This is a genomic window from Brachybacterium saurashtrense, from assembly GCF_003355475.1.
Lineage (GTDB): Bacteria > Actinomycetota > Actinomycetes > Actinomycetales > Dermabacteraceae > Brachybacterium > Brachybacterium saurashtrense.
In genome coordinates this window covers 2397099-2413936 of the sequence record NZ_CP031356.1, presented here as the reverse complement: position 1 = coordinate 2413936, position 16838 = coordinate 2397099, and the positions used below count along the sequence as shown (strand labels likewise).

12 protein-coding genes are annotated in these 16838 nt (G+C 73.1%); 6 read left to right on the top strand and 6 right to left on the bottom strand.

What is annotated here, in order from left to right:
* Window positions 1-43: 43 nt before the first annotated feature.
* Window positions 44-496 carry a hypothetical protein gene (locus DWV08_RS11020; RefSeq protein ID WP_115413838.1) on the bottom strand — a complete coding sequence of 151 codons (453 nt, stop codon included), beginning with the start codon at window positions 494-496 and terminating at the stop codon, window positions 44-46.
* 80 nt (window positions 497-576) lie between these two features.
* Here DWV08_RS11020 and DWV08_RS11015 point away from each other — a divergent pair, with 80 nt between their 5' ends.
* Complete coding sequence (locus DWV08_RS11015) at window positions 577-930, top strand: hypothetical protein (protein WP_241237219.1); 354 nt, start codon at window positions 577-579, stop codon at window positions 928-930.
* A 66-nt stretch (window positions 931-996) separates the two neighbouring features.
* Here DWV08_RS11015 and DWV08_RS11010 read toward each other — a convergent pair whose 3' ends face one another.
* The 5 genes from DWV08_RS11010 to DWV08_RS10990 all read right to left on the bottom strand — a co-directional run bounded on the left by DWV08_RS11010 (window position 997) and on the right by DWV08_RS10990 (window position 10021).
* Window positions 997-2313 (bottom strand): M18 family aminopeptidase, encoded by a 1317-nt coding sequence (locus DWV08_RS11010; RefSeq protein WP_162801551.1) that lies wholly within the window; start codon window positions 2311-2313, stop codon window positions 997-999.
* Window positions 2314-2356: 43 nt separating this feature from the next.
* Window positions 2357-4789, bottom strand: coding sequence for an acyltransferase family protein (locus DWV08_RS11005; protein ID WP_115413836.1), 2433 nt, complete (start codon window positions 4787-4789; stop codon window positions 2357-2359).
* Between the two features lie 12 nt (window positions 4790-4801).
* Window positions 4802-6118: a UDP-glucose dehydrogenase family protein gene (locus DWV08_RS11000; protein WP_115413834.1), complete on the bottom strand. Its 1317-nt coding sequence runs from the start codon at window positions 6116-6118 to the stop codon at window positions 4802-4804.
* A 61-nt stretch (window positions 6119-6179) separates the two neighbouring features.
* On the bottom strand, window positions 6180-8078 hold the full coding sequence (locus DWV08_RS10995; protein ID WP_115413833.1) for a hypothetical protein: 1899 nt from the start codon (window positions 8076-8078) through the stop codon (window positions 6180-6182).
* A 77-nt stretch (window positions 8079-8155) separates the two neighbouring features.
* A complete protein-coding gene (locus DWV08_RS10990; RefSeq protein WP_115413832.1) occupies window positions 8156-10021 on the bottom strand; it encodes a DUF2029 domain-containing protein in 1866 nt (621 codons plus the stop codon).
* Window positions 10022-10222: 201 nt separating this feature from the next.
* Between DWV08_RS10990 and DWV08_RS10985 the strand changes: the two genes are divergently transcribed.
* From DWV08_RS10985 to DWV08_RS10965, 5 genes are all read left to right on the top strand, one after another.
* Window positions 10223-11299: a nitroreductase family protein gene (locus tag DWV08_RS10985; protein ID WP_115413830.1), complete on the top strand. Its 1077-nt coding sequence runs from the start codon at window positions 10223-10225 to the stop codon at window positions 11297-11299.
* Window position 11300: 1 nt separating this feature from the next.
* Window positions 11301-12305: a lysylphosphatidylglycerol synthase domain-containing protein gene (locus tag DWV08_RS10980; RefSeq protein ID WP_115413829.1), complete on the top strand. Its 1005-nt coding sequence runs from the start codon at window positions 11301-11303 to the stop codon at window positions 12303-12305.
* Complete coding sequence (locus DWV08_RS10975) at window positions 12302-13549, top strand: polysaccharide pyruvyl transferase family protein (protein ID WP_115413828.1); 1248 nt, start codon at window positions 12302-12304, stop codon at window positions 13547-13549. The genes DWV08_RS10980 and DWV08_RS10975 overlap by 4 nt, the downstream gene beginning before the upstream one ends.
* Window positions 13550-13646: 97 nt before the next feature.
* Entirely contained in the window at window positions 13647-15452 is a 1806-nt protein-coding gene (locus DWV08_RS10970; RefSeq protein WP_127097471.1) for a DUF2029 domain-containing protein, read from the top strand.
* 241 nt (window positions 15453-15693) lie between these two features.
* Window positions 15694-16833: a glycosyltransferase family 2 protein gene (locus DWV08_RS10965; protein ID WP_115413826.1), complete on the top strand. Its 1140-nt coding sequence runs from the start codon at window positions 15694-15696 to the stop codon at window positions 16831-16833.
* Window positions 16834-16838 lie beyond the last annotated feature (5 nt).

Here is a 16838-nt window from a genome sequence, read left to right as displayed (position 1 = left end):
CGCTGCGGCGCGCCCCCGCAGCACACCCCGTCGGCGGGGACCCTCAGCGACGGCGCCGCAGCAGGCCCCGCCATCCGCGCCGCGGCGCGGGGGAGTGCGGTGAGGGTGGCGAGAGCGGCGCGGCGGGCTCGGAGTCGGGCTCAGGCGCGGGTTCGGGGTCAGGCGCGGGACCGGCCTCGTCCTGCGCCACGAGGTCCCGCTCCTCGGGGGTCAGCGGCAGGCCGTGCTCGTCCACCCACACGTCCGTCCAGCCGATGTCGGTCTCGTCCCGCGGGGTGAAGGCGCGCCGCGGGCCGAGCTCCCCGGCCACGTCCTCGGGCTCGATCTCCTCCGGGGCGCGCACCTCCTCGCCGCGGTGCGGCACCGGGCAGGTCCAGAAGTAGGGGCAGCCCGGGCAGCCGGCGGTCTCGGCATCCGGCGCGGCCTCGCGCTGCATGCGCACGCCGTCCCACTGCTGCAGCATGCGCAGCCGCGCCTCGAAGGGATTGATCTCCATGTCCCGCTCAGAGTACTGCGGTGGGGGCAGGGCGCGGCACCGTAGGATCGAGGCCACCGCACCCGTGAAGGAGGGCCCTGATGAGCACCCCGCAGCAGCGAGTCCACGACGCCACCCGCAGCCTGCTCGCCCTGCTCGAGCACGGGGAGTCGCTGAGCCCCGAGGCGATCGCACTGCGCTGCGAGCTCGCCGAGGCCACCGCGGAGGCGGGCCACCTCGACGATGCCTACTACCAGGTGGAGGAGCTGCTCAGGGACGCCCGGCGCGAGCACGGCCCCGACCACCCCGCCGTCGCGCGGGCCCGCGCGGCGGTGGAGGCGGTGCGGGAGATCGGGTTCCGCGCGCAGGCAGCCGACGGCACCGGGGACGCGCCGGCCGACGGCACGGGAGCCGAGCGCGCCGACGCCGACGACCCCGCGGCCGGCGGGCGCTGACGACAGCGACCTGCTCGACGGGCCGCCGATGCCGAGCGGCGCGCGGCGCTCGCCCGCGCAGGGCGCTCAGCCGCGCAGGAAGGCGGCGCAGGCCTGCTGCAGCAGCAGCGGATCCGCGGTCGCGCACATCTCCCGCGCCGAGTGCATCGACAGCAGCGTGAGGCCCACGTCGATCGTGGTCATGCCCAGCCGGGTGGCGGTGATCGGCCCGATCGTGGAACCGCAGGGCATCGCGTTGTGGGACACGAAGTGCTGGTGCGGCACCCCGGCGCTCTCGCAGGCCGCGACGAAGGCGGCGATGCCCACCGCATCGGTCGCGTAGCGCTGCTGGGCGTTGATCTTCAGCATCGGGCCCTCGCCCAGGCGGGGGCGGGTCACGGGGTCGTGGCGCTCGGGGTAGTTCGGGTGTGCGGCATGGCCGGCATCCGCGGAGAGCACCATCGAGGAGGCCATCACCTGCCGGCGGGTCGCCTCGTCGCCGCCGAGCGCCGCATGCACCCGCACCAGCACGTCCTCGAGGAACGGCCCGCCCGCGCCGGAGCGGGTCGCCGAGCCCACCTCCTCGTGGTCGTTGGCCACCATCAGCGCGATCGGAGCAGGCCCGGCGGCCGTCTCCGGCCGGTCCCCCCGTGCGACGGTCGCCAGCGCCTCCACCTCGGCATGCACCGAGGAGAGGTTGTCCAGCCGGCCCGAGGCGAGGAACTCCTCGTGGGCGCCGAACAGCGCCGGCGCCTGGGAGTCGGCGGTCACCACGTCCATGCCCACGATCTCCGCGCGGCGCACGCCCGCGCGCTCGGCGAGGATCTCCAGCACGTCATGGCCCGCGAAGCCCAGCAGCGGCTGCATGTGCCGCTGCGGGTCCAGGGTGAGGCCGTCCTTGGTCACCCCGCGGTCCAGGTGCACGGCGAGCTGCGGGACGCGCAGCAGGCCGGGCGTCTCCACCAGCACGGTGGAGCCGTCGGCGAGCGCGAGCCGCCCGGCCATCCGCAGCTCCCGGTCCAGCCACGAGTTCAGCAGCGGGCCGCCGTAGATCTCGACCCCCACCTGGGTGAGCTGCTCGGCGCCGAGCTCCGGGTTCGGCTTGAGCTTCAGGGCGGGGGAGTCGGTGTGCGAGCCGACGATGCGGAACGGGGTGGAGGTGCTCGCGCCCTCGGGGGCGGACCACGCGATCAGCGAGCCGTCGCGCAGCACGTAGCGGTCGCCGGCGACGTCGGCCGCCTCCCAGCGGTCCGTCTCGCGCAGGGCGGTGAAGCCGGCCTCCTCGAGACGACGGGCCGCCTCGCGGGCGGCGTGGAAGCTGGAGGGCGAGGCCGTGACGAAGGCCCCGAGGTCGAGGGCGGTGGAGCGGGCACGAGGGGACGGGGCGGCGGCGGAGAACGACATCACCCCGTCATTGAATCATCCGCGCCGCGGCCGCGAGGCGGCCTCAGCCGAGGTCGCGGATGCTGCGCGGCCCGTCGGGGCCGTCGAGCGCCTCGGTCATCGCCGGGGTGATGGTCTGCTGCACGAACCGCTTCGTGAGGTGGTCCTCGTCGAGGTACACGTAGGTGTCGCCCAGCACCGGCGCGCACCGGCCGTCGGGGCAGATCAGGTCGCTGAAGTCCAGCACGGTGAGGCTGCCGCCGCCGTCGGCGGCGACCAGCTCGCCGGCCGGGTTCTCGGGCGCGAGCTTCTCGGAGACGTCCGCGCCGCAGGCCTCGTCCGCCTCGGCGGGGGTGCCGTCGGCGGTGATCACCGCCTCCGCGCACTGGTAGGCGTTGTCCTCCCAGCGCGGGTTGTCGCGCACGCTGAGCACGTCGATGCCGCGAGCGGTGAGGACCTCCACCGCGGTGGCCTGGCCCGCCAGCATCTCCTCCTCCGCCGAGTCGGCGGCGGTGCGGGTGGAGATCGTGAGCACCACGTCCGGCTGCACGGTGTCGATGTAGTCCAGCGCGTACTCGTCGTAGCCGTCGCAGTAGGAGCCGCGCTCCATGCCGGGCACGAAGTTGCAGCCGTTCATGTGGAGGTTGACGATCTGCAGGTCGTGCTCCTCCGCCCACGGCAGCAGCGCCGGCACGTACTGGCGGGCGTGCGAGCTGCCCAGGATCACCACCAGGCCGGCCGGCTCCGCCCCGGCCGGCAGCAGCTGGTCGCAGGGCACGTTGTCGAAGTCCGTGGCCGGCTCCCAGCGGCCCGAGCAGTCCTCCGGCAGGAACGGCCACTGGCTGCGCAGCTCCCAGCCGTGCGGCAGGATCTCCGACGGCGTCTCGGAGGGCACCTCGTCGGTGGGCAGTGCCGGGGAGGCCGTGGGCGTCGGGTCCGGGGTGCTCTCCCGGGTGAGCGTCAGCGACCAGGCCCCGGCGGCACCTGCCACCAGGGCGACGCTCACCGCCACCGCCGTGAGAGCGCGCCAGGGCCGTGCCTCCAGCCAGGCCGAGCGGCGGATCGGGGCGTCCACCAGGCGGGTCAGCGCCCACGCCAGCAGCACCGAGGCGGTGAGCACGGCCAGGCCGTCCAGCAGTCCGGCGCGCTCCTGCTCGCTGTGGTGCAGCCACAGCACCAGCAGCGGCCAGTGCACCAGGTAGAGGGCGTAGGAGATGTCGCCCACGAACGCGGCGGGCCGGGTGGAGAGCAGGGCGTCCGCGCCCCAGCGCCGGCCGGAGTGCCCGGCCACCACCACCGCGCCCGCCGCGGCCAGCGGCCACAGCGCGATCCAGCCCGGGAACAGCGCCGAGACGTCCACCAGCACGCCCACGGCGAGCAGTGCGACGATCCCCGCCCAGCCCACCAGGGCCCGCAGCGCGCCGAAGCGGGGCCGCAGCGGATCCTCCGGGCGGTGGGCCCCGCTGAGCCGGTCCAGCAGCGGCAGAGTCAGCGCCAGCAGCGAGCCCGCGGCGAACTCCCACATCCGCGCGGCGGTGTCGAAGTAAGCGATCTGCTGCTGGGTCTGGGTGGAGAGCACCGACCAGGCCAGCGAGGCGGCGCCGATCACGGCCACCAGTGCGATCAGCGGCAGGCGCACCGGCTTCCCGGCCCGCGCCCGACGCCGCATCAGCAGGAACAGCAGCGGCCACACCACGAAGGCCTGGCCCTGCACGCTGAGCGACCAGAAGTGCTGCAGGGGGGAGGCGGCCCCGGCGTCCTGGTTCTGGTAGTCCACCTGCATGACGGCCAGCAGCAGGTTCTGCAGGTACACCGCCGAGGCCACCGCCTGCTGCATCACCGACACCCACTGGGAGGGCGGCAGCAGCACCGCCGAGGCCCCCAGCACCAGCAGGATCGTCGCCGCCGCGGGCGGGAGCAGGCGCTTGAAGGTGTGCAGCCAGTAGCGGGGGACCCCCAGCGGCCTGCCGCTCTCCAGGCGCCGCACGAACGTGCCGGTGAGGAAGAAGGCGGAGAGGAACAGGAAGACGTCCACCCCGCCGGAGACCCGCCCCAGCCAGATGTGGTACACCGCCACCAGGCCCAGCGCGACCGCGCGCAGGCCGTGCAGCTCCGCGCGGAACGCCGGCCGCTGGCGGCGGGCGCCCGCCCGGGCGGCGGCATGCGGCGCCTCGGCCCCGTCGGCCCCGCGCCGCTCCTCGCCGCGCCGACGGCCGCCGGTGGGGCGCGGCTCCTGCCCGTAGCCGCCGGCGGTGGTGGCGCCGGAGACGGACTCGCCCGTGGACCAGGCGTCCTCCGCCTCCTGCTCGGCGTGCTCCTCGACCGGCCCCTGCAGCCAGTCGTCCAGCGTGGTGCTGCGCGCGGTCTCCGGTGCGGTCAGCCAGTCCTCGAGGCGGGTGCGGGCGCGCGAGGACCGGCCGACGGGCTCGCCCGACGGTTCCTGGATCCAGTCGGAGAGCTCATCGGCCGGTGCCGGTCGCCTCTCGGAGTCGCGCACCCGGGTGAGGGATCAGGGGCGGCCCATGGACCGGTAGGTCCAGCCGGCCTCCCGCCAGGCGGCGGGATCCAGGACGTTGCGGCCGTCGATCATGGTGGGCGTGCCCACCACCTCCCGCAGCCGCACCGGGTCCAGCTCCTTGAACTGCGTCCACTCGGTGAGCAGCAGCACGATGTCCGCCCCGGCGGCCGCCGCGTAGGCGTCCTCCGCGACGGCCAGGTTGGGCCGCTCGGCGTGCACGCGGGCGTTCGCGGCCGGGTCGGTGACCACCACGTCGGCACCGCGGCCGGAGATCTTCGAGGCGATGTACAGGGCGGGGGACTGGCGGGTGTCGTCGGAGTCCGGCTTGAAGGCCGCGCCGAGCACCGCGACCCGCTTGCCGGTGAAGGCGCCGCCCAGGGCCTGGCGGGCCATGTTCACTACGTGGTCGCGACGGCGGTTGTTGACGTGGTCCACCTCGCGCAGGAAGCCCAGCGCCTCGGTGACGCCCAGCTCGCCGGCGCGCGCCATGAAGGCGCGGATGTCCTTGGGCAGGCAGCCGCCGCCGAACCCGATCCCGGCGCGCAGGAACTTCGGGCCGATGCGGTCGTCCAGCCCGATCGCCTCTGCGATGACGGAGACGTCCGCGCCGGTGGCCTCGCACACCTCGGCCACGGCGTTGATGAAGGAGATCTTCGTGGCCAGGAAGGAGTTCGCGGAGACCTTCACCAGCTCCGCGGTGGCGTAGTTGCCCGCCACCAGCGGGGTGCCGTTCTCCAGCATCGTGCCGTACATCTCGTCGAGCACCGCGCGGGCACGGGCGGACTCGGCGGGGTCCTCGGGCAGGCCGTAGACGATGCGGTCCGGGCGCAGGGTGTCCTCCACGGCGAAGCCCTCGCGCAGGAACTCCGGGTTCCAGGCCAGCGCGTTCTCCCGGCCGGCGGCGCGCAGGCGCTCCCGCAGCGAGGCGGCGGTGCCCACCGGCACGGTGGAGCGCCCCAGCACCACGGCGTCCTCGGCGAGATGGGGGATCAGGGCATCGACCGCGGCGTGCACGTAGGTGAGGTCGGCGCCGGCGGCGTCGATCAGCTGCGGGGTGCCCACGCAGATCACATGGGCGGTGTAGTCGGCGGCGTGGGAGTAGTCGGTGGAGAAGCGGAGGCGACCGGCCTCGAGGGCGTCCTGGAGCACCTTCTCGAAGCCGGGCTCGTGGAACGGGGCGATGCCCCGGTTGAGGTCGTCGACCTTCTTCTGATCGACGTCCAGGCCCAGGACCTCGTGCCCGATCGACGCCATCGACGCGGCGTAGACCGCGCCCAGGTACCCACAACCGATGGTGCTGATTCTCATGAGGGGAGGATACAAGCCGCGCACCGCACCGTGGCCGGTCAGGGACGGGTGACGGCCAGGATCACTCCGCGCCTTCGAGCAGTCCCTGCTGCGCCAGCTCGTCCTGCACCGCGCCGGGCAGCACCCAGATGCGGTAGCCGTAGCTGGGGCGGCCCACCACGGCGCGCGCCCCCAGCTCCTCGGCCCGCTCCCAGTGCTCGCAGGACATCACCAGATCCGCGGTGAACTGCTCGTCCCTCTGCGTCTCCACCACATGGGGGTTCCGGGGCGACATCCACACCGCGATCGAGTTCAGCGCCACGGCGCGGTTCGGGCCGTGCTCCGGCGGGCAGCCGTAGTCGAAGTCCAGCGCCATCCGCTCCTGCCCGGTGGCCTGCTCCACGGACTCCACCGCCGCGATCATGTTCCGCGGCGGGTAGCGGGTCTGGTCCGGATCCGCCACCAGGGACGTGGCCAGCGCCGCGACCCCCACCAGCACCACCATCGCCCGTGGGCGGCGCACCGTCAGCGCCAGCACGCCCAGGGAGACCAGGACGGCGAGCGTGGCCCACAGCCAGAAGCTGTTCTGGTTCGCCAGGCTCGGCACCAGCGGCGCGGTGAAGGGCTCCTCCGGGAACAGTCCTGCCCAGGCGAGCACCGAGGAGGCGTTCGCCGGGCCGTTCGTGGAGCCCCACACCGGCACGCTCGGCGCCACCCAGAACACCACCAGCGCGGCCCAGGGGACGAACAGCAGGGCGCTGAGGCCCACCAGGCGTGCCGAGGCCTGGCGCAGGAGGTACGCCAGCGCGATCACCGAGAGGATCGCGCCGATGTTGTCCAGGTAGCGGGAGTACACCCAGGCGTCGAAGCGGCGGCCCCCGTCGGGCGGCAGCAGCAGGTAGCCCCGGGTCCACCAGATGGTGCTCATGAGGAACGCCGAGAGCGCCAGGCCGAGGTAGAAGGTGTGGATCCCCGGCCGCAGGCGGCGCAGCTCCTCCATCGTGGACAGGGCGACGATCAGCACGCCCACCACGGTGAGACCCAGGTATCCCAGGGCCTGCACCCAGCCCTGGTTCAGCACCACCTTGGCGAACAGGTCCAGCGAGGCGCTCTCGAGCCCCCTGAGCAGCACGTCCTCCTTGCCGTAGCCGCGCAGCAGCACCGTCTCCGCGAGCGCCTCGGCGAGCGGGCCCACCACCTGCCAGACGGCCACCGCCCCCACGGCGCCGGCCAGGCCGATCCGCCAGTTGCGCAGGCAGAAGCACAGGAACCAGATCGCGACCGTCCCCAGCAGCGCCAATGCGCGCGAGTGGATGAAGAACGCGCCGGTCGCCGCGGCCAGCAGCACGGCGGCCCGGCCCCAGCTGGGCTTCTCCCACAGACGGTGCACGGCCAGGGCGGTGAGCGCGTAGAACAGCATCAGCGGCTGCTCGCTGAGCGCGTAGTCCGCCAGCAGGGAGCGGCCCGGGAACATCATCACCACCGCGGAGATCGCGATCCCCTGCGGCCAGGACACCCCGAAGCGGCGCGCGATCGCGGCCAGCGGCGCGATCGTGGCCAGCGCCAGCAGGTTCCCGATCCACACGGCGGCCGTGTACGCGGCGTACGCGTCGTCGGTGAACCACCACACCGGGGCGATCATCACCGCCCAGCCCGGGTAGTAGCCGGAGCCGGAGACCGGAGTGAGCCCGCGCTCGCCCGCGATCCAGCGCGCCGTCTGCATCGGGTGCCCCTCGTCCCAGGGGGTGCGCGGGGCGAGCGCCGTCTGGGCGATGTCCCAGTACAGCCAGGTGCACGCCAGCACGGCGGCGACGGCGATCAGCCACCACAGGGCGTCCGCGCGGGCCGTGCCGGCCACGGGCGGGACCGTGCGCGCCTCCGACTCGTCGCGGCGGTGGCGGGCGGTGCCGGGGACGCGGGGCACGGGGGCCGGGCTGCGCCGGGCGCCCGCGTGCGCGGGGGCGGACTCGGGGGTGGTCACTCAGGAGCTCCTGCGACGATCGGAGGGGGACGGGGTGGGGAGAGGGCCCTGCGGTGCGCAGGGGCCGCCGGGTGGTCTCAACGGTCCAGCAGCCCCGCCTCCTCGAGCGCGGCCTGCTCCTCCCCGGGCAGCACCCACAGGGCATAGCCGTAGTACCCGCTGTCGCTCACCCGCAGTGCCCCGAGCTCCGCCGCCTCGGGCCAGTCCGCGCAGGAGACCACGTACTCGGAGTCGAAGGGGGTGCCCTGCGGCGGATCGGCGAGGTCCACGTCCCGCGGGGACAGCCAGAAGCCGAGCCAGTTCATCACCTGGTAACGGGTCAGGCCCGGACCGCTGCAGGAGTAGTCCATGTCCACCTCCGCCTGCTCGCCGGTGACGGCCTCGACCCGCTCGACGGCCTGCTCGATCGCCACCGGGGCGTCCCGCCGCTGCGAGGGATCCGCCTGCAGCGAGAGGGTCACGGCGGTGGCGAGGAGCAGGGAGACCAGCACCCGCGGGGCACGGCGCAGCAGCGGGGCGGCCGCCAGCGCCGCCGCCCCGAACAGCGAGGCCCACACCCAGAACCTGTTCTCGTTGCCGATGGTGGGCTGCTGGGGGAGCGGGAACGGTTCCGCGGGGAACATCGAGACCCAGCTCAGCAGCGCCGAGGAGTTGCCGGGGCCGTCGAGCGCGCCCCACAGGGGGACGTCCTTCGCGACCCACAGCACTACCGGCAGCGCCACCGCGGCGAAGAGCCCGAGCGCCGCGAGCAGCGGGCCGCGCCGCAGACCGCGCACGAGCGCGACGAGCGCCACCAGCACCAGGAGGGTCGCGACGTGGTCCACGTACCGGGTGTAGACCCACACGTCCAGGCGCACGTAGCCGTCCCCGGCCCAGAGGAAGTCCGGCCGGGTCCACCACACGGCGCTCAGCAGCAGCGCGGAGAGGCAGGTGCCCAGCAGGAACACGCCGGGTCCGATCCGCCACCGCCGCAGCTCGTGCACCGCCCACACCGTCACCACCACGGCGCCGATCGCGGCCAGCCCCGCGGTCCCCACCGCCTGCGCCCAGCTCTGGTTCAGCAGAACCCTGGTGAAGAGTCCCGCGGAGCCGTTCTCGAAGACCTGGCCCAGCAGGTCCTCCTTGCCGCCGCTGCCGCCCAGGAGGGTGGCGTCGAGCACATGCGCGGAGAACCGCCGCACGGCAAGGCTCGTCACGGCCAGCAGCGGCAGCCCCACCGCCGCCACCCGCCAGTGGCGCACCGCCATCAGCGCCAGCCACACCGCGGCGGTGGCGACCAGGGCCAGCTCGCGGGAGTGCATGAGGTAGCAGGCGGACACGCAGAGCACGAACACCACCGTGCGCAGCACCGTGGGGCGCCGCCACAGCGCATGCATCGCCAGCACCGTCCAGGCCAGCACGAAGAGGATCGCCTGCTCGCTGAGGGCGTAGTCCGCGAGCACCGTCCTGCCGGGGAGGCAGAGGGCGAGCGCGGAGACGGTGAGCGCGGGCGCGACGGGAAGGCCCATGCGGCGTGCGAGCAGGGTCAGCGGGGCGATCGTGGCGACCGCCAGGACGTTCCCGATCAGCACCGCGAGCTGGTAGAGCCGCTCAGGGTCGTCGGTGAACCACCACAGCGGGGCGAGCATCAGCGCCCAGCCCGGGTAGTAGCCGCTGCCGGAGAGGGGCATCACCTCGTGCGCGCCGGCGAGATACCGGGCGGTCTCCAGCGGATGGATCTCGTCCCACGGCGTGCGGGGCGCGATCGCCGAGCGGCTGATCTCCCAGTGGAGGTAGATGCAGGCGCCCACCGCGATCGCCGCGGCCACCCACCACCACCAGGAGCGCAGCACGGCGACGGTGGTCCCGTCGGCGCGACGGTGGGTGCCGGTGCCGGTGCGCGAGCTCTCGCGCGAGGGGAGCAGACCGCGAGGAGGGGCGGCTCCGGGAATGGCCTCGGACACGGCACTCCCTCCAGGGGGCGACAGGGGCGGCGGACTCGCGGCAGTCTATCCGCACGCCCTCCGGGGCCTGACCGGGGCGCGGGTACACTCGGCCCCGGTGCGCGGCGCCGGGTGGAGGCACCCGGAGCTCCCGCCCGGGGCGCCGCTCCGTGCTCCGCGGGGGAGGGCGCATCCCTCTGACCATCACTCCTGGGAGGCCCTGTGCTCGACCGGCTGAAGAAGATCGCCAAGGACCTGCTGGCGATCACCTGGATCCGCCGCACCTACGAGGTGGTGAACCGTGGATTCCTGGAGTCCTTCGGCTCCAACCGGCTCCTCACCCATCTCTTCTTCGCGGTGAATCCGCTCGCCTTCAATCGCGAGCAGTCCGCTGTGCTGCGCGGGCGCCGGAACTACTACCGCAACAAGAGCACCTCCCGCACCACCCACGTGGAGCTGCGCCGCAACGTGCACCGGCTCGAGAAGGGGCTCATCATGCGGCCCCGTCGCGACGTGTTCGCCCGCGACTACATCACCGAGACCATCGAGTTCTACGAGACCGCGGCCCGGCAGTGGCGGCAGGCGCCCGGCAGCATGGACCAGTCGGAGATGGAGTGGGCGCATGACGTGCTCACCGAGTACTTCCGCGTGAGCGCCCGCACCGACCGCACGGTGGAGGCGGCCCGTGCCCGCTTCGAGGCGGTCGAGCACGGCGCCGAGAACACCGGCAAGATCCCCCACCCCAAGGAGCTGGTGAGCGACATCTCCTACGACTCGCTGCAGCTGCTCGCCCAGCAGCGACGCAGCGTGCGCTGGTTCGAGCAGAAGCCCGTGGAGCGGGAGCTGATCGACAAGGCGCTGCGAGTGGCCCGCCAGGCGCCCACCGCCTGCAACCGCATCCCCTACGAGTTCCGGATCTTCGACGATCCGGCGCTGGCCCACGAGGTTGCCGCGATCCCCTTCGGCTCCGCCGGCTACTCCGACAACGTGCCCGCCGTCGCCGTGGTGGTGGGCAAGCTCGAGTCCTACTTCAGCCCGCGCGACCGCCACGCCATCTACGTGGACAGCTCCCTCGCCGCGATGCAGTTCATCCTCGCCCTCGAGACCCTGGGCCTGAGCTCCTCGGTGATCAACTGGCCGGACTTCGAGCCGCTCGAGGCGAAGATGCAGCGCCGCCTCTCCCTGGACACCAGCGACCGCGTGGTGATGCTGATCGCCTTCGGGTACGCGCACGACGAGGGCCTGGTGCCGTACTCCGCGAAGAAGTCCCTGGACACCTTCCGGCGGTACAACGACTGAGATGACGCACCTCCCCACCACGGCCGACGACGACCCGGCGCCCCCGGCGCGCAGGCGCCCCGCAGGGCGGCGCGCGCTGCGCTGGATCGCCACGGTCCTGGTCGTCGGCCTCGTCGGCGTCCTCTTCGCCCGCTCCCTCGCCGCCAACTGGGCCGAGCTGCGCGCCGAGCACCTGCGCTTCAGCCCCTGGTGGCTGCTCGCGATCGTCTTCTTCGCGCTCGCGGTCGCCGTCACCGGCTCCGCCTGGGGCCGGATCGTGCGCTGGCTCGACCCGGACGCCCGCGTCAGCGCCCGCGAGGCGGTCGCGGTGCAGTGCCTGTCCTGGGTGCTGAAGTACATCCCCGGGCAGGTGGGCTCGGTGACGAACAAGGTGCTGTGGGCGGGCAAGAAGGGCATCAGCCGCACCCTGGTGCTGATCAGCTTCGTCTACGAGAACGTGTTCCTGCAGATCGCCTCGATCGTCCCGGCGCTGGTGATCCTGCTGGTGAGCCTCGGTCCCGGGATCCTCGGCGAGAACGCGACCCTCATGGTGGCCCCGCTGCTTGTGCTGATCCCCGCCGCGATGGTGCTGCACGCCCCCACGTTCCGCCGGATCCTGAATCTCCCGCTGCGCCGGATCCTCAAGCGCTCCGTGCCGCCGGAGTACTTCCTGTCCAGCGGTCGCGCCGCGTTCTCCGCGCTCGAGTTCGTGCTGCCGCGGATCCTCAACGGCATCGGCTTCGTGCTGATCGCCGCCACGGTCAGCGACATCACCCCCGGCCACTGGCTGCCCTTCGCCGCCGCCTACGCGCTCGCCGGCGCCGTGGGCATCCTCGCGATCCTCGTGCCCAGCGGGCTCGGGGTGCGCGAGGCCGTCATCGTGCTGGTGCTCAGCCAGTACGTCCCCGCCCCGGAGGCGATCGTGATCAGCCTCCTCGCCCGCCTGCTGGCCACCATCGGCGATGCCGTCGTGGCCGCCGTCTACCTCGTCATCCGCCGCACCATCCCTCAGGAGACACGCCCATGAGCACCCCCCGCATCACCGTCATCGGTTCCGCGCTGTCCGGCAACAAGGGCGCCGCCGCCATGCTCGAGAGCGCCGTGCAGACCCTCGGCGAGCGCCTCGGGGAGGTGGAGTTCACCCTGCTGAGCATGTACCCCGAGGAGGACCGGGCGCAGAACCCGTACCCGAACCTCGAGGTGGTGGCCGCCGATCCCAAGACCCTCGGCGTGACCATCAACTCGCTCGCCCTCGCCCACCGCCTGCTGCCCCCGCTGCGGCCCCTGCTGCGCCGCCATCGGGCGATCCGTGCGCTGGCCCAGAGCGACGCGCTGCTGGACCAGGGCGGCATCACCTTCACCGACGGCCGCGAGAAGTTCCTGCTCTACAACGTCGCCTCGATCCTCCCGGCGCTGAACCTGCACACCCCGGTGTTCAAGTGCGCCCAGGCGGTGGGCCCGTTCAAGAACCCCATCAACCGGATCGTCTCGAAGGTCTTCCTGCCCAAGGCGCAGACCCTCGTGACACGCGGCCGCATCACCCACGAGTTCGCCGAGGGCCTGGGCCTGACGAACCTCGTCGCCGGCGCCGACTACGCCTTCTCCCTGGAGATGGACGGCACCGAGGAGCAGGGCCTGCGCGAGGCCGGCGTCGACCTCGACTTCTTCGCCGACGGCGAGGTGGTGGGCGTGTGCCCCTCCGTGGTGCTGCAGAAGAAGGTGGAGGGGCGCGGCGACGACTACGTGGGGCAGATGATCGCGTTCATCGAGCGCCTGCGCCGGGACGGGAAGAAGGTGCTGCTGGTGCCGCACTCCGTGCGCACCGGCACCGAGAAGACCCACAATAACGACCTGCCGCTGTGCACCCGGATCAACGATCTGCTGGTGCCCGGCGAGGACGTGCTGTTCGTGGACCGCGAGCTGAGCTCCCAGCAGCTGCGCCACCTCATCGGCCGCTGCGACCTGTTCGTGGCCAGCCGCTTCCACGCCATGGTCTCCTCGCTGGCGATGGCGGTGCCCACCCTGGTGATCGGGTGGAGCCACAAGTACCGCGAGGTGCTGGAGATGTTCGCGCTCGAGGAGTGGGCCTTCGGCCACGACCAGCTCACCCCCGAGCACCTCTGGAGCCGGTTCGAGGATCTCTCCGCACGCCGTGACGAGGTGCAGGGGAAGCTCGATCAGCACCTGCCCGAGGTGAAGCGCCGCTCGCTCGCGCAGGCCGATCTCATCGCCGAGCTGGTGACGGAGCGCGCTGCGGCCCGCGGCCGCTGACGAGGGGCCCGTGGGCGCGCAGGCGGCCGCCGTCCCGCCCGTGCCGCGGGAGCCGGCGGCGCACGGGGCCGGCGGCCTGCGCGCTCGGGCCTCCGACATGTTGCGCGCACCCGGGGCCGGGTGGCAATGGGGTGCGGCGGCGAGCGTGCTGCTCGCGCTCGTGCTCCACACCGTGATCGCGTGGGGAGCGAGGACTCCCTCGTTCCCCTTCGACGAAGTGGTGCTGCTGCAGTACTCCAAGTTCCTCTCCGGCGGCGAGATGCCCACCCCGCCGCGCGGGGCCGGGTACTTCCCGGCCTGGAGCGTGGTGATGGCGCCGATCTGGTGGGTCACCGAGAGCCCCGCCGTCGCCTACCGGCTCGCGATCGCGCTCGGCGTGGTCGCGTCGCTCGCCACGATCTGGCCGCTGACCCGGGCCGTGACCCGCCTGGGCCTCGCGGCCCCGCAGGCGACCGTCGTCGCCTCCCTGGTGATGATGATGCCCGCCCGCGCCGTGCAGAGCGGCTACGTGACCAGCGAGAAGATGCTCTTCCTGGCACTGGCCTGCACGATGCTCGCCGCCCTCCGCCTCTGGGAGCGGCCCACCGCGCCGCGCGCGGCGGTGTTCGCGATCGCGGCGGTGGTGCTGACCACGACGCACGCCCGGGCCGTGGTGCTCCTGATCGCCTGCGTGCTCTGGCTGCTGCTGCTCGCCCTGCGCTCCTGGCGGGCGGCGCTCGTCGGTCTCGCCGTCGCGGTGCCGCTGGGCACCCTCGCGTTCTGGTCCGGCGGGCTGCTGAACCAGTACCTGGGCGGCGGCTTCAGCCAGGGCGAGAAGGTGCTCGAGACCTTGCGGGAGTCCCGCCCCTCGCTGCTCGTGCGCGCCCTCGTGGGGCAGGCCTGGCAGCAGACGGCCGGCAGCCTGGGCCTGGTGGCCGTGGGCCTGGTGGTGCTGGTGGTGCTGGTATGGCGCGAGCTGCGGCGGGAGCGCGCGATCGGCCCCGCCTGCCTGCTGGCCGCGATGCTGCTGGGCGTGGCGGTGCTCTCGGTGGGGAGGTGGGCGAGCGAGGGGGAGCTGTACCTCGCCTCCTGGCGCCGGCTGGACGCCTGGCTGTACGGCCGCTACCTCGACCCCGTCACCGCGCTGCTGGTGGCGCTGGGTGCGGCGGCGGTGCTGCGCGGCGCGGGACGCCGGGTGGTGGGCGTCGCGCTCGCCCTCACGGCGGCGCTGGTGGGAGTGACCGTGCTGTGGCTCGCGCCCGACGCCCCCACCTGGGGGTACGTCACTCCCGCGCACATCCCCGGGGTGATGCCGTGGTTCTGGACGCTGCCCGAGGCCACCTCGGAGACCTGGCCCTGGGGGCTGGTGCCGAGCCTCACCAACGACAACCGCTTCTGGCTGCTGGCGAGCCTCCCGCCGCTGGCGCTGCTCGCCGTGCTGACGGCGATCGGCCGGATCGGGCGCCGCGGCGCCGCCGTGCTCGCCGCAGCGCTGCTGGTGGTCACGGCGGCGGGCACGCTTGCCGCCACCCGCGCCACCGACCACTTCCAGCAGCTGGAGGGCGGTCGTCCGGCGCTCGCCGACGAGATCAACCGCCTCCAGGCCGCGCACGGCGACGCCCTCACCGTCGAGTTCGACCGCTCCTGCACACCCGGGAGCAGCAACGACGCGGTGGTGCAGAACGTCCTGGCCTACTGGATCCATCCCACCACGATGGGAGTGACCGCGGACCGCAACGCCTCCGACGCCCAGATCACCCTGGGCTGCGACATCTGGCCCGAGGGCAGCGCCGCCGGGGCCCGCATGCTCTCCGACGTGCACAGCGACGGCTATCACGCCTGGGTCATGCCGGGACCGCTCCAGGACGAGCTCGCCGCCGAGGGCCTGCTGGACCCGGTCGCCGAGCCCGTGGCGGTGCCCTGACGCGCGGGAGCGCCCAACGGCCCGTCGGTCCCCGATCGCCGGCATCCCGGTCCCCGCGCTTCGGCCCCGCACCCCGACCCGCCCCTCCGAGCGGTGGCCGGTCTCACGACATGCCTGTGACGCCGGCTACGGGGCGGGCGAGGGGGCGCTGGATAGACTGGGCCGGTTCCGCGCAGCGCCGGGGCGTCGGCGGCTGCAGACCGGCCGGGTCCGGGCACGTCGACGACAAGGTGATATCCCCATGAAGGTCTTCGTCCAGATCCCGTGCCTCAACGAGGAGCAGACGCTCCCGATGGTGCTCGACACGATCCCCAAGGAGCTGCCCGGCGTCGACTCCGTCGAGGTGCTGATCATCGACGACGGCTCCACCGACCGCACCGTCGAGGTGGCCAAGGAGCACGGCGTCACCCACTTCGTGCGCCACGCCCGCAACATGGGCCTGGCCCGCTCCTTCCGCGACGGCGTGGACTACGCCCTCGCCCACGGCGCGGACATCGTCGTGAACACCGACGGCGACAACCAGTACAAGCAGGAGCGCATCGCCGATCTGGTCGCCCCGGTGGTCGCGGGCGAGGCGGACATCGCCATCGCGGACCGCCAGACCAAGAAGATCGCCCACTTCTCGCCCTTCAAGAAGGTGATGCAGCAGGTGGGCTCGCAGGTGGTGAACATCGCCGCGGAGACCGAGCTGCCGGACGCCGCCTCCGGCTTCCGCGCCTACTCCAAGGCCTCGCTGATGCGCCTGAACGTCATCACGCAGTTCTCCTACTGCATGGAGACGATCATCCAGGCCGGCAACAAGCGCCTGCGGATCGCTTCGGTCGCGATCGACACCAACCCCAAGACCCGCGAGTCGCGGCTGTTCAACAACATCTTCCAGCACATGGGCAAGTCCGGCTCCGCGATCGTGCGCGCGTACCTGATGTTCAAGCCCCACACGGTGCTGATGTGGCTGGCGGGCGTGACCGGCGTGATCGGCCTGATCCCCTTCGTGCGCTTCCTGGTGTTCGCGCTGATGGGGGAGGGCGGCGGCCACATCCAGTCGCTGATCTTCGGCCTGGTGCTGCTCACCTGCTCGTTCATGACCTTCGTGCTGATGATCATCGCGGACCTCCAGCGCACCAACCGGGTGCTGATGGAGGAGGCGCTGGAGCGGATCAAGCTCGTCCAGTACGGCACGCCGAACAATCCCCTGGTCGGCACCGGGGAGTCGATCCCCGCCCCGGCGGGCCCCATCGCCACCGGCTGGGACGACGACGGTGCGCAGGAATCCCGCGAGTACGCCCCGCGAGAGGCCCAGCCGGTGCTCGCCGATGACGCGACGGTGGATCAGTGGGCCGCGGCGGCGCGCCGCGAGGGCGCGGGGGGTCCGCAGGGCTGACGGCC

Excerpts from the sequence above, each read along its gene's own strand:
- DWV08_RS11020 (WP_115413838.1), bottom strand. The coding sequence starts at position 496 with ATGGAGATCAATCCCTTCGAGGCGCGGCTGCGCATGCTGCAGCAGTGG.
- DWV08_RS11015 (WP_241237219.1), top strand. The coding sequence starts at position 577 with ATGAGCACCCCGCAGCAGCGAGTCCACGACGCCACCCGCAGCCTGCTC.
- DWV08_RS11010 (WP_162801551.1), bottom strand. The coding sequence starts at position 2,313 with ATGTCGTTCTCCGCCGCCGCCCCGTCCCCTCGTGCCCGCTCCACCGCC.
- DWV08_RS11000 (WP_115413834.1), bottom strand. The coding sequence starts at position 6,118 with ATGAGAATCAGCACCATCGGTTGTGGGTACCTGGGCGCGGTCTACGCC.
- DWV08_RS10980 (WP_115413829.1), top strand. The coding sequence starts at position 11,301 with ATGACGCACCTCCCCACCACGGCCGACGACGACCCGGCGCCCCCGGCG.
- DWV08_RS10975 (WP_115413828.1), top strand. The coding sequence starts at position 12,302 with ATGAGCACCCCCCGCATCACCGTCATCGGTTCCGCGCTGTCCGGCAAC.
- DWV08_RS10970 (WP_127097471.1), top strand. The coding sequence starts at position 13,647 with ATGTTGCGCGCACCCGGGGCCGGGTGGCAATGGGGTGCGGCGGCGAGC.
- DWV08_RS10965 (WP_115413826.1), top strand. The coding sequence starts at position 15,694 with ATGAAGGTCTTCGTCCAGATCCCGTGCCTCAACGAGGAGCAGACGCTC.